3 protein-coding genes are annotated in these 5,115 nt (G+C 71.7%); all 3 read left to right on the forward strand.

What is annotated here, in order from left to right:
- The first annotated feature begins 170 nt into the window (after positions 1-170).
- The 3 genes from AB0M20_RS26470 to AB0M20_RS26480 all read left to right on the forward strand — a co-directional run bounded on the left by AB0M20_RS26470 (position 171) and on the right by AB0M20_RS26480 (position 5,011).
- The gene (locus AB0M20_RS26470; RefSeq protein ID WP_364302636.1) at positions 171-1,727 is read left to right on the forward strand and encodes a hypothetical protein; all 1,557 of its coding nucleotides are present in this window, start codon (positions 171-173) and stop codon (positions 1,725-1,727) included.
- On the forward strand, positions 1,702-3,915 hold the full coding sequence (locus AB0M20_RS26475) for a glycoside hydrolase family 3 N-terminal domain-containing protein (protein WP_364302631.1): 2,214 nt from the start codon (positions 1,702-1,704) through the stop codon (positions 3,913-3,915). The genes AB0M20_RS26470 and AB0M20_RS26475 overlap by 26 nt, the downstream gene beginning before the upstream one ends.
- Positions 3,916-4,156: 241 nt before the next feature.
- Positions 4,157-5,011, forward strand: coding sequence for an alpha/beta hydrolase (locus AB0M20_RS26480; protein WP_364302634.1), 855 nt, complete (start codon positions 4,157-4,159; stop codon positions 5,009-5,011).
- The last annotated feature ends 104 nt before the right edge of the window (positions 5,012-5,115 follow it).

Below are 5,115 nucleotides of genomic sequence, written 5' to 3' on the forward strand. Positions count from 1 at the left end.
GGGCCGCACCCAGGCCACGACGATGGAATACCTGCGGTTCATCGCGGTGTCCCGGCTGTTCTTCGACAACATCGCCCACCTGCAGGCGTCCTTCCTCCCCCGACGAGATCGGCGCCAAGTTCACCATCTCCGTCAACGGCCGCGCGATCTTCGCCAAGGGGGTCAACTGGATCCCGGACGACCACTTCCTGACCCGCATCACGGCCGAGCGCCTCGGGCGGCGGCTGGACCAGGCGGTGGCCGCGAACATCAACCTCATCCGGGTGTGGGGCGGCGGCATCTACGAGAGCGAGGACTTCTACTCCGCCTGCGACGAGCGCGGCATCCTGGTGTGGCAGGACTTCCTGCTCGCCTGCGCGGCGTATCCGGAGGAGTCCCCGCTGTGGGAGGAGATCGAGGCGGAGGCCCGGGAGAACGTGGTCCGGCTCGCGCCGCACCCCTCGCTCGCGCTCTGGAACGGCGGCAACGAGAACCTCTGGGGTTACGAGGAGTGGAACTGGCCGGACGCGCTGGAGGGCCGCACGTGGGGCGGCCGGTACGCCCACGAGATGTTCGCCGCGGTCGTCGCCGAGCTGGACCCGACCCGCCCGTACAGCCCGAACAGCCCCAGCTCGCCGGGGTACGACCCGAAGCAGGTGCGGTCCAACGACCCCGATCACGGCAGCCACCACCAGTGGGAGGTCTGGAACGCGATCGACTACACCAACTACCGCGGCGAGATCCCCCGGTTCTGTTCGGAGTTCGGCTTCCAGGCGCCGCCCGCGTGGCGCACGCTGACCGACTGGGTGCACGCCGCCGACGGCCGGCCGCTGGCCGAGGCGGACGACCCGAAGAACGACCCCACCTTCCTGCTCCACCAGAAGGCCGTGGACGGCAACGGCAAGCTCGACCGCGGACTCGCCCCGCACCTCGGCGTGCCGGCCGACTTCGCCGACTGGCACTGGGCCACCCAGCTCAACCAGGCGCGCGCGGTCGCGTACGGCATCGACCACTACCGGCGCTGGTGGCCGCGCACCGCGGGCGCCGTCGTCTGGCAGCTCAACGACTGCTGGCCGGTCACCTCGTGGGCGGCGGTCGACTCCGAGGAGAGACCCAAGCCCCTCTGGTACGCGCTGCGGCGCGCCTTCGCCCCGCGCAACCTCGTGTTCGTCACCGAGGACGACGCCCTGTCCGTGGCCGTGCTCAACGACACCGACCAGCCGTGGCGCGGCGAGATCGCGCTGAGCCGCCAGCGACTCGGCAGTGGATCCCTCGCCACCGCAACGGTTTCCGTCGACCTCGAACCCCGGACCTCCCGGCCGGTCGCCGTGCCCCTCGACGTGGCGGTGCCGGATGATCCGGCGGCGGAGATCGTGGTCGCCCGGCTGGACGCGTACGCCACCGTGCACACGTTCGTGCCCGACCTCGAGATGGCCCTGGAGAAGGACCCGCTGGACGTGGATGTGCGCCCGGCCGAGGACGGATACACGGTGACGGTGACCGCCCGCTCCTTCGCGCGGGACGTCACGCTGCTGGCCGACCGGGTGGCCGCCGACGCGTTCGTCGACGAAGCCCTCGTCTCGTTGCCCGCGGGCGAGAGCGCGACGTTCCGGGTCCGCACCGGCGTCCGCGACCTCGAGCAGGCCCTGGGTGCGGCTCCGGTGCTGCGCACCGCGAACGACCTCCGGCACGTCGGCCGGTCGAATCCCGAGGAAGTGACGCATGACGATCCGCGCACGGGTGGATGAGCTCCTCGAGACGATGACGCCGGCCGAGAAGGCGGGGCAGCTCACCCAGTACTTCTACTTCACCCTGCCGGCCGGCGTCGAGGCCGACCCGGCGCTGGGGCTGGACATCGGCACGCAGCCGGCGGCGGTGGAGTCGGCGCTCGCGCAGGGCGGCGTGGGATCGCTGCTGTTCGTGACCGATCCGGCGCAGATCAACCGGCTGCAGCGGCTGGCGCTGGAGGGCAACCGCCACGGCATCCCGCTGCTGTTCGGCTTCGACGTCATCCACGGCCTGCGCACGATCTTCCCGGTGCCCATCGCGATGGCCGCCTCGTGGGATCCGGAGACCATCGAGCGCGGCCAGGCGGTCGCCGGCCGCGAGGCGCGGGCCGTGGGCATCCACTGGACCTTCGCGCCGATGGTCGACATCGCCCGCGACCCGCGCTGGGGCCGGATCATCGAGGGCGCGGGTGAGGATCCGTATCTCGGCGCGGCCGTGGCCGCCGCCCAGGTGCGCGGCTTCCAGAGCGGCGGCGTGATCGCCGGGCCGAAGCACTTCGCCGGGTACGGCGCGGCCGTCGGTGGCCGCGACTACGACGAGGTGAACGTGTCCGAGTACGAGTTGTGGAACGTGTACCTGCCCCCGTTCCGGGCCGCCGTCGACGCCGGTGCGGGCAACGTGATGACCGCGTACATGGACCTCAACGGCATTCCGGCGACGGGCAACCGGTGGCTGTTCACCGAGGTGCTGCGCGAGACGTTCGGGTTCGACGGGTTCGTGGTGAGCGACGCCAACGCCGTGCGGAACCTGCTGACGCACGGGTTCGCCGCCGATCTGACCGACGCCGGGGCGCGGGCGGTCAACGCCGGCACGGACATGGAGATGGCGATCGCCGACCCGGCGTACGCCCATCTGCCCGAGGCGCTCGAGTCGGGCGCGGCGAGTCAGGAGGCGGTGGACGCGAGCGTGCGGCGGGTCCTGGCGGCGAAGATCCAGGCCGGCCTGTTCGATGCGCCGTACGTCGACGAGGACCGTGCCCGCGAGGTGCTGGCGGATCCGGCGCACCGTGACGTCGCCCGGGTGGCCGCGGAGCGGTCGGCGGTGCTGCTGCGCAACGAGGGCGGCCTGCTGCCGCTCGACCTGGGCCGGCTGAGCTCGATCGCGGTGATCGGGCCGCTGGCCGACTCGCAGCGCGACACCATCGGACCGTGGGTCTTCGACTTCGACCTGGACGAGACGGTGACCGTGCTGGACGGCATCCGGGCCAGGGCCGACGACGCCGTGCGCGTCGACCACGCCCTCGGCGTCCGCGTCGGGCAGCGCGTGTTCCCCTCGATGTTCGACATGTTCGGCGGGAACGCGCCGGAGGACCCCGAGGGCTTCGACGAGGAGGCGGAGTTCCACCGGGCCGTCGAGGCCGCCCGGGCCGCCGACGTGGCGGTCGTCGTGGCCGGCGAGTGGCAGAACATGATCGGCGAGGCGGCGTCACGGTCGTCGCTGGAGCTGCCCGGCAGGCAGCTGGAGCTGCTGCAGGCGGTCGCCGGGACGGGTACGCCGGTCGTGCTGCTGGTCATGAACGGGCGCCCGCTCGACCTGCGCTGGGCGGCGGAGCACGTGCCGGCGATCCTCGACATCTGGTATCCGGGCACCCGCGGCGGCGAAGCCGTGGCCAACCTGCTCTTCGGTGACGTCTCCCCCGGCGGCAAGCTGCCCTTCACCTGGCCCCGCACGGTCGGGCAGGTGCCGATGGTGTATTCGCACACCATCTCCCACGAGCCGGAGAACCAGGCGCGTCGCTACTGGGACGAGGCGAGCACGCCGCTGTTCCCGTTCGGCCACGGCTTGAGTTACGGCCGCTTCGAGTACAGCGGGCTCACCGCCGACCGGGAGACCGCCGGGGTCGACGACACCGTCACGATCTCGGTGTCGGTGGCCAACACCGGCGACCGCGAGGCCGACGAGGTCGTGCAGCTCTACCTGCACCAGCGGCACGGCTCGTCGTCGCGGCCGGTGCGCGAGCTCAAGGGCTTCCGGCGGGTCACGCTCGCGGCGGGCGAGTCCCGCACGCTCGAGTTCACCGTCGGGCCCGACCACCGCCGGTACTGGAACGCGGCGGCCCGCGACTGGGTGCTCGACGCTTCGACGTTCGACGTCTGGGTGGGCGGCGACTCCACCGCGCAGGCGTCCGTCTCCTTCCGGGTGGCCTGACTTTCAGCGCCGTCACGCACTGGCAATTTCGCCGATACGGCGTCGTGTGCAGGGACCGTAAAGTCACCTCAAGTCACGGCGGAACCCCCGGCAGCGCGCAGGTGACACCCCATCGGGCGGCACCGATCCGGGCCCCGGCCTGACCGCACTCACACCTCTTTATGGACGGCACACCGCCGGGTGGCGCCGTCGTACCCGCTCGCGCTCTTCTCCCACCCCCGGCTCGAGGAGGCAATCCTCCATGTCCCTGCGTTCCCTCAGAAACCGTGTCATCACGGTCGTCGCCGTCTCCGCCGCGTTGTTTGCCGGCGGCGCCGCCGTCGCCCCCGCCGCGATTGCGGCGGAGCGCGGTCAGAACCCGACCTCGTCGAACATCGGCGGCAGCGGCAGCTACCGCACCTCGTCGGCCAATGTCTCCCGGTTCAGCGCCATCGGCTTCGGCGGCGGCACGATCTACTACCCGACCGACGCCACCGACGGCCCGTACCCGGCGGTGGCGATCTCCCCCGGCTTCACCGCGACCTGGTCCAGCCTCTCCTGGCTGGGTCCGCGGCTGGCGTCGTGGGGCATCGTCGTGATCGGCATCGAGACCAACACCCTGCTGGACCAGCCCGGGCAGCGGGGTGACCAGCTCCTCGCTGCGCTCGACTACCTGACCGACCGCAGCTCGATCCGCACCCGGGTCGACGGGAACCGGCTGGGGGTGGCCGGCCACTCGATGGGCGGCGGAGGCACCCTCGAGGCGCTCAGCGAGCGCAGCTCCCTGCGGGCCGGGGTGCCGCTCGCGCCCTGGAATCTCGACACCACCTGGAACGAGGTCGACGCGCCGGTGATGATCGTCGGCGGCCAGGCCGACACCATCGCACCCGTCGCGACGCACTCGATCCCGTTCTACACCACCCTCGGCGGCGACAAGGGCTACGTGGAGCTGTCCGGCGGGAGCCACTTCTTCCCGCAGACCCCCAACGCCAACGTGTCCCGGGCCATCGTCTCCTGGCTCAAGCTCAACCTCGACGACGACCAGCGCTTCGCGCCGTTCGTCTGCTTCAACCGCAGCCTGTCCATCTCGGACTTCCGCAGCCGCGGCGTCTGCTGATCCCCGGTGGGTGGGGGGCGACCGGTGGCCGCCCCCCGCCCCCGGCCCGAAGGCCCGCAACCCCCAGCGTCAGAACGGAAGAGCAAAACACAGAAAGACAAACC

The sequence above is a fragment of the Actinoplanes sp. NPDC051633 genome, assembly GCF_040681735.1.
Classification (GTDB): Bacteria; Actinomycetota; Actinomycetes; order Mycobacteriales; family Micromonosporaceae; genus Actinoplanes.